The 19,727-nt window shown below is 72.5% G+C and carries 18 protein-coding genes; 5 read left to right on the plus strand and 13 right to left on the minus strand.

Features of this window, described 5'->3' with window-relative positions; genetic code table 11:
- Positions 1-54 precede the first annotated feature (54 nt).
- The 5 genes from IO40_RS0102040 to IO40_RS0102060 all read right to left on the minus strand — a co-directional run bounded on the left by IO40_RS0102040 (position 55) and on the right by IO40_RS0102060 (position 5,340).
- The gene (locus IO40_RS0102040; RefSeq protein WP_041968422.1) at positions 55-1,146 is read right to left on the minus strand and encodes an ROK family glucokinase; all 1,092 of its coding nucleotides are present in this window, start codon (positions 1,144-1,146) and stop codon (positions 55-57) included.
- A gap of 288 nt (positions 1,147-1,434) precedes the next feature.
- A complete protein-coding gene (locus IO40_RS0102045; RefSeq protein WP_016470622.1) occupies positions 1,435-2,244 on the minus strand; it encodes an ATP-binding cassette domain-containing protein in 810 nt (269 codons plus the stop codon).
- Complete coding sequence (locus IO40_RS0102050) at positions 2,241-3,365, minus strand: ABC transporter permease (RefSeq protein ID WP_031025245.1); 1,125 nt, start codon at positions 3,363-3,365, stop codon at positions 2,241-2,243. Before IO40_RS0102050 ends, IO40_RS0102045 begins: the two co-directional genes overlap by 4 nt.
- Positions 3,362-4,348, minus strand: coding sequence for a sugar ABC transporter substrate-binding protein (locus tag IO40_RS0102055; RefSeq protein WP_031174757.1), 987 nt, complete (start codon positions 4,346-4,348; stop codon positions 3,362-3,364). Before IO40_RS0102055 ends, IO40_RS0102050 begins: the two co-directional genes overlap by 4 nt.
- Before the next feature lie 272 nt (positions 4,349-4,620).
- Complete coding sequence (locus IO40_RS0102060) at positions 4,621-5,340, minus strand: GntR family transcriptional regulator (protein WP_033228375.1); 720 nt, start codon at positions 5,338-5,340, stop codon at positions 4,621-4,623.
- Positions 5,341-5,483: 143 nt separating this feature from the next.
- Between IO40_RS0102060 and IO40_RS0102065 the strand changes: the two genes are divergently transcribed.
- The gene (locus IO40_RS0102065) at positions 5,484-6,497 is read left to right on the plus strand and encodes a Gfo/Idh/MocA family protein (protein WP_016470618.1); all 1,014 of its coding nucleotides are present in this window, start codon (positions 5,484-5,486) and stop codon (positions 6,495-6,497) included.
- Between the two features lie 24 nt (positions 6,498-6,521).
- On the opposite strand, the gene IO40_RS0102070 is transcribed toward IO40_RS0102065, so the two are convergent.
- The 7 genes from IO40_RS0102070 to allB form a co-directional block, all read right to left on the minus strand.
- A complete protein-coding gene (locus tag IO40_RS0102070) occupies positions 6,522-7,016 on the minus strand; it encodes a GNAT family N-acetyltransferase (RefSeq protein WP_016470617.1) in 495 nt (164 codons plus the stop codon).
- A 179-nt stretch (positions 7,017-7,195) separates the two neighbouring features.
- Positions 7,196-8,428, minus strand: coding sequence for a cytochrome P450 family protein (locus IO40_RS0102075; protein WP_016470616.1), 1,233 nt, complete (start codon positions 8,426-8,428; stop codon positions 7,196-7,198).
- A gap of 84 nt (positions 8,429-8,512) precedes the next feature.
- A complete protein-coding gene (locus IO40_RS0102080) occupies positions 8,513-9,151 on the minus strand; it encodes a bifunctional 4-hydroxy-2-oxoglutarate aldolase/2-dehydro-3-deoxy-phosphogluconate aldolase (RefSeq protein ID WP_016470615.1) in 639 nt (212 codons plus the stop codon).
- 148 nt (positions 9,152-9,299) lie between these two features.
- Positions 9,300-10,229 carry a sugar kinase gene (locus tag IO40_RS0102085; RefSeq protein ID WP_078565898.1) on the minus strand — a complete coding sequence of 310 codons (930 nt, stop codon included), beginning with the start codon at positions 10,227-10,229 and terminating at the stop codon, positions 9,300-9,302.
- A 305-nt stretch (positions 10,230-10,534) separates the two neighbouring features.
- Positions 10,535-10,948, minus strand: a complete 414-nt coding sequence (locus IO40_RS0102090) for a guanyl-specific ribonuclease (RefSeq protein WP_016470613.1) — start codon at positions 10,946-10,948, stop codon at positions 10,535-10,537.
- A gap of 119 nt (positions 10,949-11,067) precedes the next feature.
- On the minus strand, positions 11,068-12,201 hold the full coding sequence (alc, locus tag IO40_RS0102095) for an allantoicase (protein WP_016470612.1): 1,134 nt from the start codon (positions 12,199-12,201) through the stop codon (positions 11,068-11,070).
- Positions 12,198-13,541, minus strand: coding sequence for an allantoinase AllB (gene allB / locus IO40_RS0102100; RefSeq protein ID WP_016470611.1), 1,344 nt, complete (start codon positions 13,539-13,541; stop codon positions 12,198-12,200). Before allB ends, alc begins: the two co-directional genes overlap by 4 nt.
- 253 nt (positions 13,542-13,794) lie before the next feature.
- On the opposite strand from allB, the gene IO40_RS0102105 reads away from it, so the two are divergent.
- Positions 13,795-14,616, plus strand: coding sequence for an IclR family transcriptional regulator (locus IO40_RS0102105; RefSeq protein WP_016470610.1), 822 nt, complete (start codon positions 13,795-13,797; stop codon positions 14,614-14,616).
- Between the two features lie 587 nt (positions 14,617-15,203).
- On the opposite strand, the gene IO40_RS0102110 is transcribed toward IO40_RS0102105, so the two are convergent.
- Positions 15,204-15,554 (minus strand): DUF5955 family protein, encoded by a 351-nt coding sequence (locus IO40_RS0102110; protein ID WP_016470609.1) that lies wholly within the window; start codon positions 15,552-15,554, stop codon positions 15,204-15,206.
- A 207-nt stretch (positions 15,555-15,761) separates the two neighbouring features.
- Here IO40_RS0102110 and IO40_RS0102115 point away from each other — a divergent pair, with 207 nt between their 5' ends.
- The 3 genes from IO40_RS0102115 to IO40_RS0102125 all read left to right on the plus strand — a co-directional run bounded on the left by IO40_RS0102115 (position 15,762) and on the right by IO40_RS0102125 (position 19,711).
- Positions 15,762-16,439, plus strand: a complete 678-nt coding sequence (locus tag IO40_RS0102115) for a nucleotidyltransferase family protein (protein ID WP_078565810.1) — start codon at positions 15,762-15,764, stop codon at positions 16,437-16,439.
- A 423-nt stretch (positions 16,440-16,862) separates the two neighbouring features.
- Complete coding sequence (aceB, locus tag IO40_RS0102120) at positions 16,863-18,491, plus strand: malate synthase A (RefSeq protein WP_016470607.1); 1,629 nt, start codon at positions 16,863-16,865, stop codon at positions 18,489-18,491.
- 272 nt (positions 18,492-18,763) lie between these two features.
- Positions 18,764-19,711 carry a hypothetical protein gene (locus tag IO40_RS0102125; protein ID WP_016470606.1) on the plus strand — a complete coding sequence of 316 codons (948 nt, stop codon included), beginning with the start codon at positions 18,764-18,766 and terminating at the stop codon, positions 19,709-19,711.
- Positions 19,712-19,727: the final 16 nt, after the last annotated feature.

Raw genomic sequence — 19,727 nt, forward strand, 5'->3', positions numbered from 1 at the left:
GGGCGTCTTCGGTGTCGGGGCGGATGTGGTGGTGGTTCGGCGGGGCCGCCGCGATCACTGTCCGACGGCCCGGCGCAGGTTGTCGGCCGCGCGTTCGTAGCGTTCGTAGCGCTCCAGCCGGCGGCGGTTGGCTCGTCTGAACCTGCGGGCCACCAGCCGGGCGAGGTCGGCGGCACCGACCATACCGGCCTCGGGACCCAGCTGTGCCTTCACGATACGGGCCTCCGGCCGGTAGCCGCGGCCGGTCAGCTGGCGGCGGAACGCCTCCCGCGCCGGTTCGATCAGCAGTTCGTCGGCGGCGCTGACGCCGCCGCCGATCACGAAGCAGGAGGGGTCGAGGGCGGCGGCGAGGTTGGCGATGCCGACGCCGAGCCAGGAGCCGATCTCGTGGAACAGCTCCGTGCACATGGCGTCGCCGGAGCGGGCGAGTTCCGTGATGAGCGGGCCGGTGATGTCGCCGACCTGGCCGCCCACGCGGTCGATGATGCCGTACGCGACGGGCGACTCGGCGGCGGCCAGTTCCCGGGCCTCCCGCACCAGCGCGTTGCCCGAGCTGTACTGCTCCCAGCACCCTCGGTTGCCGCACGGGCAGCGGTGTCCGCCCGGCACCACCTGCATATGGCCGAATTCGCCGGCCACCCCGTACTTGCCGCGCTTGACCCGGCCGTCCTCCAGGATGGCGCCGCCGATGCCGGTACCCAGGGTGATCATGACGAGGTGGTCCTCGCCCCGGCCCGCGCCGAAGCGCCACTCCCCCCAGGCGGCGGTGTTGGCGTCGTTGTCGACCATCACCGGGACGGCCAGCCGTGCGGTCAGCGCGTCCTTGAGGGGCTCGTCGCGCCACGCCAGGTGGGGGGCGAACAGGACGCGGGAGCGGTTCGCGTCGATCCAGCCGGCCGCACCGATGCCGACGGCGTGCACGTCGTGCCGGTCCGAGAGGTCCAGCACCAGTTCGGCGATGGTGTCCTCGACGACCTTGGGGCTCTTGGACTTCTCGGGCGTCTCGGCCCGCACCTTCTCCAGGATCGTTCCGTCAGCGTCCACGACGCCCGCCATGACCTTGGTGCCGCCGATGTCGATCCCGACGGTGGGGACGCGGGGCGCCGACAGGTGGGAGCGCCGCTCGCGGGTGCTGACGGTGCGCAGAACGCTGGCGCTGGGTGCGGTACGCCGTCGGTAGACCCTGTCTGCCCGGTCTGCTCGCTGGAAACTGTCCGCGTTCAAGAGTGGTCGTCTCTCTGGGAGGGGTCTTACGGGCGGGCTCGATTCTGCCAGGGATCAACCGTACGTCCTGCGGTGCGGGGGTGCCGCCGGGTCCGTGCGCGGCGGCCGGACCCGGCGCTCCGGCGGCCTCCGGGCCGCGTCCGCCGGACACTGCGGCGACGGCGCCGCGCCCCGCGGCGGGACGCGGCACGGGGCTCGGCCAGGGCGCGGTCAGCGGCGCAGTTCGTGGCTGAGTTCCTCCAGTTCGGAGCCGCCCGCCATCTGGCGGACGAGTTCGTCCAGTTCCAGTTCGGCCTTCTCGTAGGACCCGGCCATGGTGCCGCGCTTGAGGAGCACGAACCGGTCGCCCACCAGGTGGGCGTGGTGCGGGTTGTGTGTGATCAGGACGACACCCAGGCCGGCGTCGCGGGCGGCGGCGACGTACTTGAGGACGACGCCGCTCTGCTTGACGCCGAGTGCCGCCGTCGGCTCGTCCAGCACCAGCACCTTCGCCCCGAAGTGCACCGCCCGCGCGATGGCGACCGACTGCCGCTCGCCGCCGGAGAGGGTGCCGATGGGCTGGTCCACGTCCCGCAGGTCGATGCCCATGCGCAGCAGCTCGCTGCGGGTGGTGCGGCGCATCGTGCGCACGTCCATCCGGCGCAGCGGGCCCCATCCCACGGTCGGCTCGGAGCCCAGGAAGAAGTTGCGCCACACCGGCATCAGCGGCACGACGGCCAGGTCCTGGTAGACGGTGGCGATGCCGCGGTCGAGCGCCTCGCGCGGAGAGCCGAGCCGGGTCTCCTCGCCCTGGATGCGGAAGGTGCCGGCGTCGTGCTGGTGCAGCCCCGAGACGATCTTGATGAGGGTGGATTTGCCGGCGCCGTTGTCGCCCAGCACACAGGTGATCCGCCCGGGGTGGACGGTCAGGGAGATGTCCTCCAGGGCCTTGATGTTGCCGTAGAACTTGCTGACGCCGCTCAGCTCCACCAGCGGCAGGTCCTCGGGCATCGGCAGGTCCTCGTGCTTGCGGTCACTCATCGGGTCGCCTCCGCCCGCTTCCGGATCCACGCGTTCAGCAGCGTCGCGAGCAGCAGCATCGCGCCGAGGAAGAACTTGAACCAGTCCGGGTTCCACTGCGCGTAGACGATGCCCTTGTTGGCCATGCCGAAGATGAGCGCGCCGACGGCCGCGCCGATCGCCGAACCGTAGCCGCCGGTGAGCAGGCAGCCGCCGATGACGGCGGCGGCGATGTAGATCAGCTCGTTGCCGACGCCCTCGGAGGACTGCACGGTGTCGTAGTTGAACAGCAGGTGCTGGCCGGAGATCCAGGCCGCGAAGGCGACCCCGAGATACAGGCCGATCTTGGTACGGGCCACCGGGACGCCGACCGCGCGGGCCGCGTCCACCCCGCCGCCGACGGCGAAGATCCAGTTGCCGGCCCGGGTCCGCAGCAGGATCCAGGTCGCGACCGCCACCAGCAGCAGCCACCACAGGACGGTGATCTGGAGGTGGGCACCGCCGATGGTCACGGAGGACGCGAAGACGGCGCGGGCCGAGTCGAAGCCCTCCATGTCGCTGATGCTCTTGGTGGCGACCGTGCCGCTGATCAGTTTGGTGAGTCCGAGATTGAGGCCGGTCAGCATCAGGAAGGTGGCCAGCGTGATGATGAAACTGGGCAGTTTCGTCCGGGTGAGCATGAACCCGTTGAAGAAGCCGATCGCCAGGGTGACCAGCAAGGACACCCCGACGCCCACCCAGGTGTTGGCGGTCATCTGGTAGCTGAACATCGAGGAGACGAGCGCCGAGGAGGTGACCATCACCCCGGTGGACAGGTCGAACTCGCCGCCGATCATCAGCAGCGCCACCGGCACCGCCATGATCCCGATGGTGGACGAGAAGTACAGGACGGTGGAGAGGCTGGAGGTCCGCAGGAAGCTGTCGGCGATCAGCGAGAAGAAGACGAACAGCGCGACGGCGCCGACCACGGCGCCCAGCTCGGGCCGCCGCAGCAGCCGTACGGGCAGCGGGCGGTGCGCCGGCCGCTCCGCCTCGCTCCCGGCCGAGGGGGCGGGAGCCGTGCCGGAAGGGCCGCCGGGCTGCCGGGCGCCGGAGCCCTCCTCGGTTCCGCCGGTGTTGCCGGGTCCGGTCGTGACCGTCATCGGGTGCCTCGCTCGGTCAGCTTCTCCAGCTTGCCCGCGTCCTTCTTGGTGAGGATCTGCGGGCCGGTGAGCACCGGCTTGCCGCCGCCCAGCATGTCGGCGTTGTAGCGGTGCAGCCACAGCAGGTCGACGGCCTCGTAGCCCTGGAGGTAGGGCTGCTGGTCGACGGCGAAACCGATGGTGCCGTCCTTGAGGCCGGAGGCCACCTTGGCGTTGAGGTCGAAGGTGTCGACCTCCGCGTCGCTGCCGGCCTCCTTCTTGGCCTCGGCAGCGGTGGCGGCGAAGGGCGCGCCGAGGGTGACGACGGTGTCCACCTTCTTGTCGGACTGGAGCTTGGCCTCCACGGAGGACTTGACGCCCGGCATGTTGGTGCCGTCCACGTACAGGTTCTCGACCTTGCCGTCGAAGGTCTTCTTGACGCCGTCGCAGCGCTGCTCGTGGCCGACGTTGCCCTGCTCGTGGAGGATGCAGAGGGCCTTCTTCTTCCCGCGTTCGTTCAGTTCGCGGCCCACCGCCTCACCGGCGACGGTCTCGTCCTGGCCGATGTGGGTCAGGGCGCCGAAAGCGCGGGAGACCTCCTGGCCCGAGTTGATGGTGATGACCGGAATGCCCGCCTTGACCGCCCTTTTCACCACGCTCTTCATGGCGTCCGGCTTGGCGAGGGTGACGATCAGGCCGTCCACCTTCTTGTCGATCGCCGTCTGCACGAGCTGCGCCTGGCGGCCGGCTTCCTTGTCGTGCGAGTAGAGGAACTCGATGTTGTCCTTGGCCGCGGCCTGGCGCGCGCCCTCCTGCACGATGTCCCAGTAGGTGTCGCCGTCACCGGAGTGGGTGACCATCGCGAACTTCCAGCGGGGCGTCGTCACATTGGCCTTGCCGGACGCGGCCTGCTGCCGCGCCTCCTCGGCCCGCTTCCCGCCGGTGCTGCTGCATCCCGCGAGCGAGGCCGTCACGGCGAGCACCGCCGCCGCCATGACCCCCATCGCGCGTATGGATCTGCGGGACGTACGGGACCTCTCCCGGGACCTGTGCACGCTGGCCACCTGTTCTGCTCTCTCGGTACGGATCGGTACGGACTGCGGACGCTGCCGAAAAGCCCCCGGATCTTCGCACAAGTATCCGTCACCGTGGCGGGAAACCGACCGACGGGTCCGCACCGGCCCCCGCCGCCGTCCCCTCCGGCCGCCCGCCCTCCTTGTAGCCGCGCGGCCGGTGCCCGTCAATGGCCGGGGCGCCCGCCCGAGGACGGCACCGGTCAGGGGCGCACCAGCAGCTGGAACTCGAAGGAGTAGCGCGAGGCCCGGTAGAGGTGCGAGCCGTACTCGACGGGGCGCCCGGTGTCGTCGTAGGCGGTGCGCCGCATGGTCAGCAGCGGGGCCCCGGCGGGCTCCCCCAGCAGTTCGGCCTCGGCCGTACCGGCGCTGCGGGCGCCCACGGTCTGCCGGGCGGAGTGCAGCGTCACCCCGGCCGTGCGCATCAGGCGGTAGAGGCCGGTGGACTCCAGATCGGCCCCCTCCGCGGGCAGCAGATCGGCGGGCAGGTGGTTGCGCATGTAGGCCATCGGCTCGCCGTGGGTCAGACGCAGCCGCTCCACCCGCCGCACCTGGGTGCCCTCGGGCACCGACAGCGCCGCGGCGACCTCGGCCGTCGCCTCCTCCACGGTGTCGCGCAGCACACGGGTGGCGGGGCGCTGCCCGGCGGCCTCCAGATCGTCGTAGAGGCTGCTCAGCTCCATGGGGCGCTTGACCTGGCTGTGCACGACCTGGGTGCCGATGCCGCGCCGGCGCACGAGCAGCCCCTTGTCCACCAGCGACTGGATGGCCTGCCGGACGGTGGGACGGGAGAGCCCGAGGCGGCCGGCGAGGTCGATCTCGTTCCCCAGCAGGCTGCCCGGCGCCAGCGCGCCCTGCTCGATGGCGCTCTCCAGCTGCTGGGAGAGCTGGAAGTAGAGCGGCACGGGGCTCGCGCGGTCCACACTCAGCGGCAGGTCCACCGGATCATTCTTGGCCACGGTGGGAGCGTAGTGGTCTTCTGCGCGACCGGAAACCATACATTCGATTGTCAGGACGAAATGACAACGCGTTGACACGGTGCGGCACGGGGCGACAGCGTAGGGTCATGCGCATCGGACTCGTCGGCGCCGGCCGGACCGGCACCCTGCACGCCCGCACCCTCAGCGCGCACCCCGAGGTGACCGAACTGGTCGTCGCGGACGCGGATCCGATGCGTGCCGTCGAGGCCGCCGCCGCGCTCGACGCTACCCCGGTGCCGGGCGTACGCGAACTGCTGGAGCTGGACATCCACGCCCTCGTCGTGGCCACCGCACCCGAGGCGCAGGCCGGGCTGCTGACGGCCGCGGCCCGGCGCGGGCTGCCCGCCTTCTGCGAGACGCCGCTGGCGCCCGACGCGGAAGGCACCCGGGAGGTGCTGGCCGAGGTCGCCGCGGCCGGCACCCTGCTCCAGGCCGGCTTCCCCCGGCGGTTCGACGCGGGGCACGCCGCCGCCCGGGACGCCGTACGCTCCGGGCGGCTGGGACGGCTGCACACGGTGCGCGCCCTCACCTCGGCGCCCACACCGCCGTTCACCGGGCACGCGCCCTGCCCCGGAGGGCTCTTCCGGCACTGCCTCGTCCACGACATCGACGCCGTCCGGTGGGTGACCGGACGCGAGATCGTCTCCGTCTACGCCACCGGCGCACCCGGCGGCGCGGACGGCGGGGAGCGGGAGACGCAGCCCGACACGGTCGCCACCCTCCTCACCCTGGACGACGGCGGACTGTGCACCCTGACCGGCACCCGCCGCAACGGAGCCGGCTACGACATGCGGATGGAACTGGCCGGCGAACGGGACCAGATCGCCGTCGGACTGGACGTGCACACCCCGCTCAGCTCCGTCGAGCCGGCCGCGCCGCCCGGGGTCGCCGAGCGGGCGTGGCCCGGCTTCCTCGACCGCTTCGGCCCCGCGTACGAGGCGCAGCTCGCCGCCTTCGTCCGCGCGCTGCGCGGTCAGATCCCCAACCCGTGCGACGGCCGGCAGGCCCTGGCCGCCGTCCTGGTCGCGGAGAGCTGCGAACGCTCCCGCCTCACCGGTGCCCCGGTGCGGCCGGCCGCCTTGGACTCCGTACCCCTGTGACGTCGCCGCGAGGCCGCGCCGGCGTCACAGCCGTTTGACCATGAACACGCACGCGTCCGCGACCCGGTGGGCCACCCCGGCGCCGTCCTCGTAGCTCCAGCAGTCCAGGTACGGCAGCGAGGGCCGGTAGCCGAGCCGCTGGTACAGCGCGTGCGCGCGGGGGTTGTTCTTCTCGACGCCCAGCCCGATGGCCCGGCACTCGCGCTGGGCGGCCAGCCGCTCCGCCTCACGGATGAGGGCGGTACCGATGCCCTGCGAGCGCAGGATCTCCGGCCAGACCCCGAGCCCGTTCACCTCCGGACAGCCGGGATGGGCGGCCCGCACCTCGGGGGCCTCGCACCCCTCCCAGCGGACCTCGCAACTGCCCACCGGGACCCGTTCGCGCCAGGCGACGAGGAAGGTGCCGCGGCCCTCGCGCTGACGCGCGTAGCGGGCCGAGTGGTGCGAGGTCGCACTGCGGGACGGCATGTGCTGGTCGAGGAGTTCGACATCTTCTTCCCGGCACTGGCTGATCCGCATACACGTACCCTACGCAGCCCGTCGGCGGCGCAGGGCACGTGTCGGCAACCTCCCCGGAACCCGCGTAAGCGTGTCCTTCGGCCCACCGGACGACCGCCAGCGGAGCGGCCCCTTCCCCTTCGTGTTCCCCTTCGTGTGGGGCCGCCTCGTACGAGTGAGCCCGCCCCGGCGGCTGCCGCTCAACGCCGCCAGCGCACCGGCAGCCTGCGGACGCCGCGCAGCAGCAGGCCCTCCCGCCACTCCAGCGCCGCCGGGTCGGTGTCCAGCTCCAGCGACGAGGTGCGCTCCAGCAGCATCCCGACCGCGACGCGGGCCTCCAGCCTGGCCAGCGGCGCGCCCAGACAGAAGTGGAGACCGTGCCCGAACGCCAGGTGGCCCCGGGAGTCGCGGCGGATGTCGAAGCGCTCCGCGTCGGGGAAGCGGGCCGGGTCGTGGTCGGCGTCGGCCAGTGCGGGGATGACCAGCTGGCCGTCGCCCGGGATCACGGTGTCGCCGATCGTCATCGGCTCGGTCGTGAAGCGGTAGGTGGAGGTCTCCACGGGGCCGTCGTAGCGCAGCATCTCCTCGACGGCCGAGGGCAGCAGCCCGGGGTCGGCGCGGAGTGCGGCGAGCTGGTCGGGGTGGTTGAGCAGGGCGAGGGTGCCGTTGGAGATGAGCCCGACGGTGGTCTCGTAGCCGGCGATCAGCAACAGCCAGGCCATGCCGTGCAGTTCGGAGGTCGAGAGCCGGTCGCCGTCCTCGTCGCTGGTGCGGATCAGTGCGCTGAGCAGGTCGTCGCCCGGCCGGGCACGGAGCTCGTCCAGCAGCGTCATCAGGTACGCGCCGAGTTTCGCGGCGGACTCCTTGCGCTCCGCCTCCGGTGCGGCGCCCAGGACGTGGTCGGAAAGCTCCTTGAACCGGTCACGCTCCAGGTACGGCACGCCCAGCAGTTCGCAGATGACCGCGATGGGCAGCGGGAAGGCGAGGGAGGCCACCAGATCGCCGCGGCCGTCGGGCGCCGCCAGCATGGTGTCGAGGAGTTCGCCGGTCAGCTCGCGGATGCGCGGCTCCAGCGCCGCGATACGGCGTGCGGTGAACTCCCTGGCGACCAGTTTGCGCAGCCGGGTGTGGTCGGGCGGGTCGGAGATGAGCATGTGGTAGCCGGCGGAGACGGAGACCGCCGCGGCGTCGGGCGAGGCGTTGGCCCAGTTCTTCGACAGCCGGCTGTCGTTGAGCGTCGCGCGGGCCGCCTCATGGCCGACCACCAGCCAGCCGAGCGCGCCTTCGGGGATACGGACCCGGTGGACGGGTCCGCGTGCGCGCAGGGCCGCGTACACCGGGTAGGGGTTCCGGACGAAGTCCTCGCCCAGCGCTGCCAGATCGATGACACCGTCCGCGTCCGGGCGGAGGTCTTGCACGCTCTGCTCAGTCATGCACGGATCGTACGGATCCGGTGTGCAGATGTGTTCAGTCGGCGAACGGTTCCGGCCAGGGACCGACGGCCCCTGACCGGAGGTTCAGGCCTGCGCGGCGGCAGCGGCGTCCTCCAGCCGCTGGAGGAGGTCGGTGGCACGCTTGGCCACCGTCTCCCGGTCGCCCTCGGTCAGCGCCGAGCCCATCCCGCAGGCCACCGCGCCCGCCGCGATCCACTCCGGCGCCGTCTCCACGGTGATGCCGCCGGTGGGCAGCACGGGCGCCTGGGGCAGCGCCGCCCTCACGTCCCGCAGCCAGCGGGGGCCGTGGGCCGAGGCGGGGAACAGCTTCAGCCCGTCGGCACCCGCCTCCAGCGCCCGCACCATCTCGGTGGGGGTGGCCACACCGGGGAAGACGGGCACCCCGTAGCGGTGCCCGGTGCGTATGACCTCCTCGTGCAGGCTGGGCGAGACGAGGAACTGGGCGCCGGCGTCCACGGCCTGCCGGGCGGCGGCCCCGTCCAGGACGGTGCCCGCGCCGATCACCGTCTCCTGGCCGGTCTCCCGGCGCAGGGTGCTGATCGCGTCCAGCGCGTACGGGGTGGTGAGCGAGATCTCCAGGCTCGTGAGGCCGGCGCCGAGCAGGATGTCGGCGGTCGCGGTGGCTTTCTCGTAGCTGTCCGCACGGACGATGGCGAAGACGCGCTGTGCCAGCGCCGCTCTGGTGATCTGCCAACGGTACACGGCAGTTCGCCGCCTCTCTTGGTCTGTCGGATGCCGGCGACCGGCTCACCGGACGGGACCGGATCGGGTTCTTCTCCGGTGTGCGGGGCCGGCTCCGGTGCGCGGGTCGGGAAGGGGAGCGGAACGGGGAGCGGGGACGAAGCGCAAATCAGCGGTGGACCGGGTCGGTGCCCCGGGTGAACGCCTCCAGTGCGCGGTCCCGGGCGGCGGCCGTGGGCAGTCCGTCGGTGTCGCCCGGCGCCTGGATGACGAGCGCCGCCACGCAGGCCGCCTCGGCGAGGGCGCGCTGCTGGTCGAGTCCGCGCAGCCGGGCCGAGAGCCAGCCGGCGGCGAACGCGTCCCCCGCGCCCACGGGGTCCACCACGGGGACGTCGAACGGCTCCTGCCGCCAGCGGCCCTCGGCGGTGTGGGCGACGGCGCTGTGGTCGCGGTGCTTGACGACGACCGTGGTGGCGCGGCCCAGCGTCAGCAGGGCCTTGGCGCCCTCCTCCGGGCCCGCGCCCAGCAGGAGTTCCAGCTCGTCCTCCCCCGCGAGTACGAGATCGGCCTCCCGCAGCAGCGGGCCGACGCGGCGTATCCACTCGTGGTCGGTGCCCAGTTTGCGTCGCACGTTGGGGTCGAAGGAGACGGCGGCGCCGGCCTGGCGGGCACGCTCGACCAGGGCGTGGGTGGCCTGTTCCGCGTCGTCGGACAGCATCGGTGTGATGCCGGTGACGTGGACGAGCCGCACCCCGGCCAGTGCCTCGGGGGTGATCTGGGCCGGACTGAGGAGGGAGGCGGCCGAACCGGTGCGGTAGTACTGCACGTCGATCGCCCGGTTGGGGTGGCTGTCGCGCATCAGCAGACCGGTCGGCGACTCGGGGTCCATCTCGGCGCAGGAGACGTCCACGCCGTCGGCCCGCAGCTCGCGCAGCACGGCCTCGCCCGCGGGGTCGTCACCGACCCGGCCGATCCAGCGGGCCCAGTGGCCGAGCCGGGCCAGGCCCGCCGCGACGTTGGACTCGGCGCCCGCCACGGAACGCCGGAAATGGGTGGCTCGTTCGAGTGGGAGGCCGGGCTCGGCGAGCATCAGCAGCATGGCCTCACCGCACGTGACCGCCTCCGGGCCGTTTCTCACCGGTAACTCCCCATATCTACCGCCGATGCATCACTCTCTGTGGGGAACGTTACCCGTTCACGGCGCGTTAGCCACCCCCGGGGCTGAAGGAGGCCGGTGATGAGAGCCGAACGTTACACACAAAACGGCGGCTGTCGCCCTCTCGGGGAACGACAGCCGCCGCGGACTGTGGGGCACGCGCTCCCGCCACCCAGCAGGCGGGGGCGCGCACCGCGCGCCGCCGGGGCGGGAGGCCCGGCCTGCGCCGGCCGGGCCTTCGCGCGGGGTCAGCAGGTGTAGTCGACCAGGTCGAACGACGCGTAGTGGTCGGCCGTGTAGTAGTCCTCCTGCTGCTTCTCCCCGGTCACGATGCGGCGGGCGCCGCGGTCGTCGGAGCCGGGGGTCTCGACCGTGTACTCGTGGTAGTAGCCGTCGGGCTGGTCGGGCAGGATGCCTTCACGGTTCTGGAAGACCGTGCCGTCCTGCGGGTACGGGAAGGGGCCGCCTTGTTCGATGAGGTCCAGGGTCTCGTGCGCCTCGGGCGGGAGTTTCGACTCACAGATGTCGCCCACGGCCGCGATCCGCACGGCTGCCGTGGGGGGCGCCGCGGTGGCGGTGGGGAGGGCCGGGCCGCCGAGGAGAACGGCGGCGACGAGGGTGGAGACCGCGCCGATGCGCTTGATTCGTGGGGGGAATCTCATGGCACCTATGCTGACGCGCGTAGATGACATGTCAATGCCAATTCACTGAATTTCGCGGGCATTCGCTCTTCCCGGTACTGCCGCCGGGGCGGGCGCACCGCCCCGACGGCAGCTTCGGCTCAGCTCAGTTCGGCATGGCGCGCCGCCAGCCGCCGAGCGCCCTCCTCGGTGAGGGAGCCGTGCAGCCGCAGCCGGGCCACGGCACCGTCCGGGTAGATGTCCATCCGGACGTGCGTGACCGGCGCCGCGTCCGACAGCAGGAAGCGGTGGACGGTGTCGGGCTGGAGCCGGGTGCGCGGCAGCAGTTCGGCCCACTCACCGTCCGCACCGTCCTTGCCCAGCAGGGCCACCCAGCCGGCCGCGTTGCCCCGGTAGCAGGCGGTGTCCACCTCCACGGCCCGGATACGGCCCTGCCCGGCCAGCGCGTAGCTGATCCAGTCGTGGCCCTTGTCGCGCCGGCGGCGGGTCTCCCAGCCCTCGTCCATCTTCTGCGAACGGCCCGGCAGGATGGTGTTGACCGGCGGCGAGAAGAAGCGGTCCGAGGCGTCCTCGGCCAGCCCGCCGTTCTCCAGTGCCACCAGGTCGAAGGTGCCCAGCGCGGTCAGCCACTCGGGGTCCGGCGCCACTTCGCCGTACACCCGCAGCCGGGCGACGCCGCCGTCGGGGTACTGGCGCAGCCGCAGGTGGGTGAAGCGGCGCTCCTCCGTGACGGCGAACCCGTTGGCGGCGTGCCCGCCCACGGGGGTGCGCGGCACCAGCGTCGTCCACTTCACGTCCTCGGCCAGCAGTTCCTCGGGCGAGGGCTCGCCGGGGAACGCGGTGGCCTCCACGGAGACGGCCTGCGGGTAGTTGCCGCGGAAGTGCGCGGTGTCGACGACCACTCCGCGTACGACACCGGGGGCGCCGAGCTTGACGAGCGCCCAGTCGTGGTCGTCCTCGGCCGGGTGCGGTGCTTCGGCCTCCTCGCCGCGCCGGCGGCGGGTCTCCCAGCCGTCCATGACCTTGCCCTTGTGCTGGAAGGCGTGCGGGTCGAAGACGGGACGCTCGGGGTTGAGCAGGTTCTCCCGCTCGGCGAAGAACTCGTCGTTGGCGGCGATGACAGTGGCGCCCAGCCTGCGGTCGGCCAGGTCGGGAAGGTGCTCGAAGGGGAAACCGCCCTCGGGGGCACGGTAGTCGGCGAAGGTGTCGCCGCCGCCGTAGGGCTTGGCGTCCCCGGTGAAGCTGGGTATTCCGGCGGTCTGCGCCGCTGTCATGCGCTCTTCCTTTCGATGAGTCGGCCGGTCTTGCCGGTGGGAACCCCGTTCTCGGCGACGCGCTCGCCGCGCAGCCAGGCTGACCGCACCACGCCGTGCAGCGTCCTGCCCGCGTAGGCAGTCACCTGGTTGCGGTGGTGGAGGCGGGCCGGGTCCACGGTGAAGGTCTCCTCGGGCGCCAGGACGGCGAAGTCGGCGTCACGGCCCGGCGCGATGGCCCCCTTGGTGTCGAGCCCCGCGAGCCGGGCGGGCGCCTCGGACATCCAGCGGGCCACGTCGGTGAGGGGCAGACCGCGGCGGCGGGCCTCCGTCCAGACGGCGGGCAGTCCGAGCTGGAGGGAGGAGATGCCGCCCCACGCGGTGGCGAAGTCGGGGGTCTTCAGGTCGGTGGTGCACGGCGAGTGGTCGGAGACGACACAGTCGAGGGTGCCGTCGGCCAGCCCCTGCCAGAGCGCGTCCTGGTTCTCCTTCTCCCGGATGGGCGGGCAGCACTTGAACTCGGTGGCGCCGTCCGGTACTTCCTCGGCGGTGAGGGTGAGGAAGTGCGGGCAGGTCTCGGCGGTCAGCCGCAGCCCCTCGGCACGGGCCTTGGCGAGCATCGGCAGCGCGTCGCTGGAGGACAGGTGCAGCACGTGGACGCGGGTGCCGTGTTCGGCCGCCAGCTCGATCAGCAGGGCGATCGCGTCGTTCTCCGCCGAACGGGGACGGGAGGCGAGGAAGTCGCGGTAGGCGGGGCCGCTGCGCTGAGGGGCGGCGGAGAGCCGGCCGGGGTCCTCGGCGTGCACGATCAGCAGTCCGTCGAAGGAGGCGATCTCGGCCATGGCCGCGGACAGTTGCTCCCGGTTCAGCTCGGGGAACTCGTCCACGCCGGAGGGCGACAGGAAGCACTTGAAGCCAAAGACGCCGGCCTCGTGCAGGGGGCGCAGTTCCGCGACGTTGCCGGGGATGGCGCCGCCCCAGAAGCCGACGTCCACATGGGCCTTGGGCTCGGCGACCTCGCGCTTGATCCGCAGGTTGTCCGCGGTGGTGGTGGGCGGGAGGGAGTTGAGCGGCATGTCCACGAGGGTGGTGATGCCGCCGGCCGCGGCGGCCCGGGTGGCCGTCCAGAAGCCCTCCCATTCGGCGCGGCCGGGGTCGTTGACGTGGACGTGGGTGTCGACGAGGCCGGGCAGCAGCGCGTCGTCGCCGATGTCCTCCAGCGCCGCCCCGGGGGGTGTCTGTGCGTCATGGGGCAGTACCGCCTCGATGCGGCCTTCGCCGTTCACGGTGACGGTCGCCGGGCGCTCACCTTCGGGGGTGAGGACGCGCCGTGAGCGCAGGACGAGCCGCACGTCGGACAAACCGGCCTCCTTCAGCAACTTCAACGTTCTGTTGAAAAGGTTCTGGTGAACGAATCTTCATCCGGCCGAAGTGGCCCGTCAAGGGTCCTCCGCTTGGAGAAATCCACAAATCGGAACTAGAATTTCGCAATACAGAAGTGAACCGGTGTCTGGGCCGGGGTGCATACGGGTAGGGCGATCCCTCGGAGGGCGGTCCCTCACGACCCGCCCCCGATACCATGCGCCTGACCGCAGGCCAGGAAAGGAACGCGACGTGCCGCCGTCCGCAGAGCGCAAGCCCACAGCCAGTACAGCCCAGGCTGCCACGGCCCCTGCCGCATCCGGCGGGGTGCAGTCCCTCGAGCGGGCCTTCGACCTGCTGGAGCGGATGGCCGACGCCGGGGGCGAGGTCGGCCTCAGCGAGCTGTCGACCGCCAGCGGGCTGCCCCTGCCCACCATCCACCGCCTGATGCGCACCCTGGTGTCCTGCGGTTACGTCCGCCAGCAGCCCAACCGCCGCTACGCGCTGGGCCCCCGCCTGATCCGCCTCGGCGAGAGCGCCTCCCGCCTGCTGGGCACCTGGGCCCGGCCCTATCTGGCCCGGCTGGTCGAGGAGACCGGCGAGACGGCGAACATGGCGATGCTCGACGGCGACGAGGTCGTCTACGTCGCACAGGTCCCCTCCCGCCACTCGATGCGGATGTTCACCGAAGTCGGGCGGCGCGTCCTGCCGCACTCCACCGGAGTCGGCAAGGTACTGCTGGCGCACACCCCGGAGGACCAGGTGCGCGCCCTCCTCGGCCGGACCGGGATGCCCGCGGCCACCGAGAAGACCATCACCACACCGGAGGGCTTCCTGGAGGCCCTGGCCCACGTCCGCGAGGCCGGGTACGCCACCGACGACAACGAACAGGAGATCGGCGTACGGTGCATCGCCGTCTCCGTGCCCGACTCCCCCACCGCCGCCGCGATCTCCATCTCCGGCCCGGCGGGCCGGGTCACGGACGCGGCCACCGACAAGTTCGTACCGCTGCTGCACGAGGTCGCCGCCGACCTGTCCGCCGCGCTCGCCACCTCGACGGCCACCACGCAGTGAGCCGCACCGGCCCGTCCGCGGCGTACGGTCGCACTGCGCCGCGAACGGGCCGGTGTGGAGGGTCACTTGCGGTGCGGCGCCCGGGACTTACGGGCCGAGCCGGCCCCGGCCGGCTTCCCGGCCTGCCGGTTCCGGCGCCGGGCGAGTCCGGGCACCGCGCGCTTCCGGCACCGGGGCGGCTGCTCGTGGCGCCGGCCGACGGCTCTCGTGGCCGGGCCGGCTGCCTTGCGGTGTCAGGCCGTTGCCGCGGCCGGTCGCGGGCGCGCATGCCCGGTGGCAGCACGCTCGGCCCGTCGGCCGGAGCGCTGCGGTCGGCCGCCGGCCGGGGTCCGCACGGGCGAGGCGTACGGGGGCCAAGCGTGCGCGGCGCGGACGCGGAGGCGTCAGGCCTATCCGGGCTGCCGGCACCCGGCCGGCAGCACTCCCGGCCGACGGCCTGACAGACCGACGAGCTGACGGACCGACAGGCTGACGGACCGACGGCCTGACGGCGGCACCGGCACCTCCCGGTACGGGAACGGGCGCGAAGAAGGCCGCCCGGGTCCGTATCGGCGCCGACCAACCGCCCGCCGGCAGCGCGCCGTTGGTCAGCGGGTGGCGCGCGGGGCCGCCCCGAAGAGTTCGACGGCCGCGCGCACGGCGGCCAGCGGACGGGACAGGGCGCTGACGGAGCCGACAGCCGCGGCCAGCACCAGCAACGAGTCCCGCAGTTCCTCCGGCGCGGGAACGCCGGAGCGCACGGTGGCGGCCAGCGCGTCCAGCACGCGCTCCGCCTCCCGGCGGTCGCGCAGATCGGCGGGGTAGGCGTCCAGTTCCCGCCGCGTCCAGCGCACGGCGTTGCCCAGCTCCACCACCCGCGGATCCGTCTCCGTCCGGCGCCCGGCGGATACGGCTCCCCACTGCTCCATCGTCTCGCTTCGCACGGTCTCCCCCCACATGGGATCTCCCCGGGCCGCGCGGGCCCCAGGGTGCCTGTTCCTCCGAGGCGGGTGCCGCCGCCGTCGGAGGTTCCGACAGTAAACGCCACTCTCCGCGTGTAGCGCCACACGGAAAGCGAGATTCAGGGCCCGCCTTTCCGATGATCGTCCCCAAGGAGGAGACGACCGGTCCGCCCAGCGCGGTATGCGGGCGGTATCCATGGACGCATGAGACGAGAACGACGGGTGGGACCCGGCCCCGAGGACGCCGCGGTCCGGGGCGCAGGGCACGAAGGACCGCGGGTCGCCGGGCTGCTGCTGGCCGCCGGCGGCGGGCGGCGGCTGGGGGGCCGGCCCAAGGCGCTGCTGCCCCACGGGGAACGTCTGCTGGTGGAGCACGCGGCGGCGGTGCTGCGCGCGGGCGGCTGCGAAGTGGTGTACGTGGTGCTGGGGGCGGCCCGTGAACAAGTGCGGCGGCAGGCCAGGCTGCCGGGGTGCGTCCTGGTGGACAACCCGGAGTGGGCGGCGGGGATGGGCGGTTCACTGCACCGCGGGCTGACGGCGCTGAGGGACGCGGGCACGGACGTCGACGCGGCCCTGGTCTCGCTGGTGGACCAGCCGGGGATCGGTGCGGCGGCCGTGGCCCGGGTGCGGGCGGCCTGCCGCTCCTCCGCCTCCCTCGCGGCGGCGGCGTACGGAGGGCGCCGGGGCCATCCCGTGCTGCTGGGCGCAGACCACTGGGCGGGCGTCGCCGACAGCGCGCGGGCGGACTCCGGGGCGCGCGGCTATCTGCGGGCGCGGGCAGGCCAGTTGACCCTTGTCGAGTGCGCCGACGTCGCCGACCCCGCCGACATCGACACCCCGGAGGACCTGCGCCGGCTGGAGGGACCGCCCTCCGCCGGGTGACCGCACCGCGGGCGGGTACCCCGTGCGGCGTTGACCCGTGCGGCGCCGGCCCGCACACGTACCCCGCGTGCGCACCCCGCGTGCGCGCTCCCGCACAGGAAGAGCGCCCTTCACGCGCGGGGTCCGTGCGCCGCATGGGAAGCCCGTTCCGCGTGGGGTTGCCGCGTACGCGGTGGCACCCCGGGTCAGCGGAACGACACCTTCCGGGGCCGGACAGGGGTGAGAGATATCTCGACGTCAACAAACTCTTGAAGTTCCACTATGAGAAAACTAATCTCCACTGTTCAGAAGCGCCTTCCTGTCCCGGAGGTGCCCTGACCGCGTTTGCGCGCGCCCGGCGCCCCACGCGGCACCCAGTGCCGCCCCGTCCCGTCCAGCGGACCCGGCGGCCACATATTCCGCTGTCCGAAGGAGTGACCCACCATGTCCGCATCAGCGCCCTCTCCGCTCGAAGTCGTCGGTGTCGAACCCGGGCAGCGGCCCGCGAGGCAGGACGAGGTGCTGACCGGGGCCGCGCTGGAGTTCCTCGCCGCGCTGCACCGCAAGTTCGCCGGACGCCGTGACGAGCTGCTCGCGCGCCGGGCCGAGAAGCGCGCCGAGATCGCCCGCACCGCCACCCTCGACTTCCTGCCCGAGACCGCCCATGTGCGCCAGGGCGACTGGCAGGTGGCCGACTGCCCGCCGGCGCTGCTGGACCGCAGGGTGGAGATCACCGGCCCAACCGACCGCAAGATGACCATCAACGCGCTCAACTCGGGCGCCCGGGTGTGGCTCGCCGACTTCGAGGACGCGTCCGCCCCCACCTGGCAGAACGTCATCGGCGGCCAGCTGAACCTGCGGGACGCCTACGAACGGCGCATCGACTTCACCGACGAGCGCACCGGCAAGAGCTACGCGCTGCGCCCCGCCGAGGAGCTGGCCACCGTGGTGGTCAGGCCCCGCGGCTGGCACATGGACGAGCGGCACCTGGTGTGCGACGGCAAGCCGGTGCCGGGCGCGCTGGTGGACTTCGGCCTCTACTTCTTCCACAACGCGCAGCGTCTGATCGACATGGGCAAGGGCCCCTACTTCTACCTGCCCAAGACCGAGTCGCACCTGGAAGCGCGGCTGTGGAACGAGGTGTTCGTCTTCGCGCAGGACTACTGCGGCATCCCGCAGGGCACCGTCCGGGCCACCGTCCTGATCGAGACCATCACCGCCGCCTACGAGATGGAGGAGATCCTCTACGAGCTGCGCGACCACGCCTCCGGGCTGAACGCGGGCCGCTGGGACTACCTCTTCTCCATCGTCAAGAACTTCCGTGACGCCGGCTCCCGGTTCGTGCTGCCGGACCGCAACGCGGTGACGATGACCGCACCGTTCATGCGGGCCTACACAGAACTGCTGGTGCGCACCTGCCACAAGCGCGGCGCCCACGCGATCGGCGGCATGGCCGCGTTCATCCCCTCCCGCAAGGACCCGAAGGTCAACGAGGTGGCGTTCGAGAAGGTGCGCGCCGACAAGGACCGGGAGGCCGGTGACGGCTTCGACGGCTCCTGGGTCGCCCACCCGGACCTGGTGCCGATCGCCAAGGCGTCCTTCGACGCCGTCCTGGGGGACCGTCCGCACCAGAAGGACCGGCTGCGCGAGGACGTGGAGGTCAAGGCGGGCGATCTGATCGCGATCGACTCGCTGGACGCCCGACCGACGTTCGAGGGGCTGCGCAACGCCGTGCAGGTGGGCATCCGCTACATCGAGGCGTGGCTGCGCGGGCTGGGCGCGGTGGCCATCTTCAACCTGATGGAGGACGCGGCGACCGCGGAGATCTCCCGTTCGCAGATCTGGCAGTGGATCAACGCCGAGGTGGTGCTGGACGACGGCCGGCAGGTCACCGCGGAGCTGGCCCGTCAGGTCGCCGCCGAGGAACTGGCCGCGATCCGCGCGGAGATCGGCGAGGAGGCCTTCACGGCGGGCAACTGGCAGCAGGCGCACGATCTGCTGCTGCGGGTGGCGCTGGACGAGAGCTACGAGGACTTCCTCACCACGCCCGCCTACGAGATCCTGCGAGGCTGACGGTCCGCACGGCCGGGCCGGGATGATCCGTCCCCGGCCCGGCCCCCTCCCGGCAAGACGTGAGGAGGGACTGAGAGGGGCTGGGAGGGCGGCGACCCGGGCCGGGGTTCGCCGCCCTCTCGGCTGTTTCAACAGTTTGTCGACAGATGGTTGCACCGGCCACTGGAGACGGCTAGCGTCCCGCCAGTTCGAATCTACGCGCGTCACATCGACGGGTGTCGCACACCATCGTGTGGCGGGCGAGTACCGAAGAGCAATGAGAGGCTGACCGCATGCGCCGTACGTCGTTGATCAGCACCTGTGTCGCGGGAGCAGCCGCCCTCTGCGCCGGACTGACCCTGGCCGCCCCCGCGCAGGCCGCCGCCCCCGCGGCCCGTCCCGCCGCCCACCAGGACTGGGTATCCACCGGCACGGGCATGACCTCGGGCGTCAGCGGCATGGTGGTCACGGGCCGGCACGGTGACCGGATTCGCGCACTCGTCGTACGGGACAACAAGAAGCCCGGGGAGAACCGCCTCGCCCGTACCGAGTACGTCCCCGGCAAGACGGCACACGTGGAGCCGCTGGACTGGCGGGGTGACGACCTCCCCGTGGATCTGGAGGCCATCGACCGGGTGCCCGGCCACCCCGGCTCGTACGTCGCCGTGGCCAGCGCGGGTACCGGGTACCGCATCGACGTCGAGGGCCGCACCGCGCGGGTGCGGGACACCTTCACGCTGCCCGGTCTCGGCGAGGACGACAACGTGGAGAACTTCGCGCTGAGCGCCCGCGACGGGAAGCTCGTCGCCGTCTGGGCGGACCGCGGCCAGGACAGCCGCCCCGCGACGGTGTACGCGGCACGCGCCTCCTTCACCGGGGACGACACCGGCTTCGGCGCCGTCACCCGGCGCACGCTGCGGACCCCGTACCCGACGACGCATGTGCGGCACGCCTCCGACCTCAAGATCACCGAGTCCGGGAGGCTGCTGGTCTCCGCCGCCTCCGACCCGGGCGACGACGGCCCCTTCGCCTCCGCCGTCCTCGACGCCGGGCGCGTCCATGCCGGCGCGGACGGCACCGTCTCGCTGCACATCGCCGGGAGCCCGCGGGTGCTGGGCACCTTCGAGGGCCACAAGGTCGAGGCCCTCTCGTGTCTGCCGCACTCCCGCTGGGGTGTGCTGGGCACGGACGACGAGAACGCGGGCGGCGCCCTGCGCACCGCGCGCTTCTGCACGCGCTGAGCCCGGGCGGGGCGGC

It is taken from the genome of Streptomyces albus subsp. albus (genome assembly GCF_000725885.1).
Classification (GTDB): domain Bacteria; phylum Actinomycetota; class Actinomycetes; order Streptomycetales; family Streptomycetaceae; genus Streptomyces; species Streptomyces albus.

Bases quoted from the DNA above. Each gene is read 5' to 3' on its own strand.
- IO40_RS0102065 (WP_016470618.1), top strand. From the start codon at position 5,484: ATGCGCATCGGACTCGTCGGCGCCGGCCGGACCGGCACCCTGCACGCC.
- IO40_RS0102110 (WP_016470609.1), bottom strand. From the start codon at position 15,554: ATGTGGGGGGAGACCGTGCGAAGCGAGACGATGGAGCAGTGGGGAGCC.
- IO40_RS0102075 (WP_016470616.1), bottom strand. From the start codon at position 8,428: ATGACTGAGCAGAGCGTGCAAGACCTCCGCCCGGACGCGGACGGTGTC.
- IO40_RS0102070 (WP_016470617.1), bottom strand. From the start codon at position 7,016: ATGCGGATCAGCCAGTGCCGGGAAGAAGATGTCGAACTCCTCGACCAG.
- IO40_RS0102050 (WP_031025245.1), bottom strand. From the start codon at position 3,365: ATGACGGTCACGACCGGACCCGGCAACACCGGCGGAACCGAGGAGGGC.
- IO40_RS0102085 (WP_078565898.1), bottom strand. From the start codon at position 10,229: ATGCTGCTGATGCTCGCCGAGCCCGGCCTCCCACTCGAACGAGCCACC.
- aceB (WP_016470607.1), top strand. From the start codon at position 16,863: ATGTCCGCATCAGCGCCCTCTCCGCTCGAAGTCGTCGGTGTCGAACCC.
- IO40_RS0102045 (WP_016470622.1), bottom strand. From the start codon at position 2,244: ATGAGTGACCGCAAGCACGAGGACCTGCCGATGCCCGAGGACCTGCCG.
- alc (WP_016470612.1), bottom strand. From the start codon at position 12,201: ATGACAGCGGCGCAGACCGCCGGAATACCCAGCTTCACCGGGGACGCC.
- IO40_RS0102090 (WP_016470613.1), bottom strand. From the start codon at position 10,948: ATGAGATTCCCCCCACGAATCAAGCGCATCGGCGCGGTCTCCACCCTC.
- IO40_RS0102055 (WP_031174757.1), bottom strand. From the start codon at position 4,348: ATGGGGGTCATGGCGGCGGCGGTGCTCGCCGTGACGGCCTCGCTCGCG.
- IO40_RS0102125 (WP_016470606.1), top strand. From the start codon at position 18,764: ATGCGCCGTACGTCGTTGATCAGCACCTGTGTCGCGGGAGCAGCCGCC.
- IO40_RS0102115 (WP_078565810.1), top strand. From the start codon at position 15,762: ATGAGACGAGAACGACGGGTGGGACCCGGCCCCGAGGACGCCGCGGTC.